A 1,766-nucleotide genomic window follows, 5' to 3' on the forward strand; every position below is an offset into this window, starting at 1 on the left:
TGTTTGAAAATATCAACTAATATTCCTTTTTTAGACCACAAATTAAATCGTCTATAGACGGTGCTCCATTCACCAAACTCTTCTGCAAATCTCGCCAAGAAATACCGGTTCTCATTCGGAAAAGGATCCCTTCAAACGTCATCCTATGCTCGGATTTATTATAAACTCGGCCGGTATTTTTCATTATTTGTAGTAGCTTTTTCCACCGTTTATCTGTTAGCATTGTTCTTGGCATGATGAATCGAGTTATGGTTGTTTTTTGCAGAATTATTATAACTCACATTATGCCGTCTAATAAATAATCACGAAAGATCAACACGCCCTAATAGCTTATGTAAAATACTTTATTAGCTTGAAAGCTTGAATTTTATTCAATTTATTATTAAAATTATAAATAGTTATTAGATAAAAAATGATTCTTTTATAACAATTACAAACAATGTTAAAAGAGGAAATGATGAGGATACCTACAGTGAATATTCTAGGCGGCACTTTTATAGTTAAATTTATTCAAAACAAGCAAGGCATATCAGCGATTGAATATGCGATAATGTCGGCAGGAATTGCAACAATGGTATTAACAATTTTTAAAGGACAACAAGGTTCTCTTATATATGATATGTTCGATAGCATATTTGCATCATTACGAACTAAATTGGTTGGTAATTAAGGTCGCTATTATATACACCTTATTTAAATAAAATAGGTTGATAGTTGCTAATTTGGGTTGCATAGATTGTTAAGATTTGTTAAATGTCCAAATCGAGAATTATTTACATTAATCTAAAAAACATAATGAATATACATAAAATATCAAAATTAACCCTTTATTATAGACAAAAGATAAGGCGATGATATCATAAAGAAAAATATCTCCAATAATTTTGACAAAACATTTCATGTTAGATCGTCTGACTATTTATAACGTATTATAATCCAGATTAGCACTATTTATCTTTTTAACTAGTAGGAGGAACATTATAAAACCTTTAGTTTTGACATTAAATATCTGGTTAAAGCTGAAAATTAATAAAAGATAAATTAAGGTGACAACCTAAATGTTATAACAAAACCTATCCGAACGAAATAATATTTTACCTTTACTTAAAAATCAAATTATAGAGATGACAGGAGTTTGTATCGACGATTTTTCATGAGACCCTTTATGCTGATATTTATCTTCCATTAATCTTAGTTTAGCATAGTACTGTTTCTACGAAGTGATATAATAGCCCAATTCCTTTACCGTATTAAATGCGTTTATTTTGATAATGAGTATGTATATTAAGGGATAAATGGACTGCAAATTGTTAAAACATGTCATATTCCTCGCATAACCCAAAATTTACATAACCTACTAGCCTCTAAACAAATAGTAAAACAAAAGGCAGGATACCTACATTAATGGTGATGTGACATAATCAGCCAATATTTGACAATACAAAAGATAGACTATAAAAACTTAAATAATTTATTAATTGCTAAAATTCCGTAATACCGAATAAAGGTGATATTTAGAATAGACCATTTATTTATTTTTAGCGAATCATTTTAATCATAAAGTGTAAATACCCTGTGCTTTCCTAAAAATGTTTTGATACTTAATAGGTAACCGAGAGTAGCTAATTTTTCCTTTATTTATATGTTTATACCCATATGAAATTTTTATCGCAAACAGCGTAATTATGGAATGGCAACACATTTTCAAACAAAAAAATTAAGGGATAAGTGTTTTTTAAATTCAACGGGAGGCAAGTAGCCTAACG

General features: G+C 28.9%; 1 protein-coding gene and 1 pseudogene. One reads left to right on the forward strand and one right to left on the reverse strand.

Annotated elements, in window-relative coordinates:
• Positions 1 to 235: pseudogene (locus GQ593_RS13235) on the reverse strand (transposase); the annotation flags it as partial.
• Between the two features lie 237 nt (positions 236 to 472).
• Here GQ593_RS13235 and GQ593_RS13240 point away from each other — a divergent pair.
• Entirely contained in the window at positions 473 to 670 is a 198-nt protein-coding gene (locus tag GQ593_RS13240) for a Flp family type IVb pilin (protein WP_160432455.1), read from the forward strand.
• Positions 671 to 1,766: the final 1,096 nt, after the last annotated feature.

It is taken from the genome of Gilliamella sp. Pas-s25 (assembly GCF_009795885.1).
In the GTDB taxonomy this organism is placed as follows: domain Bacteria; phylum Pseudomonadota; class Gammaproteobacteria; order Enterobacterales; family Orbaceae; genus Gilliamella.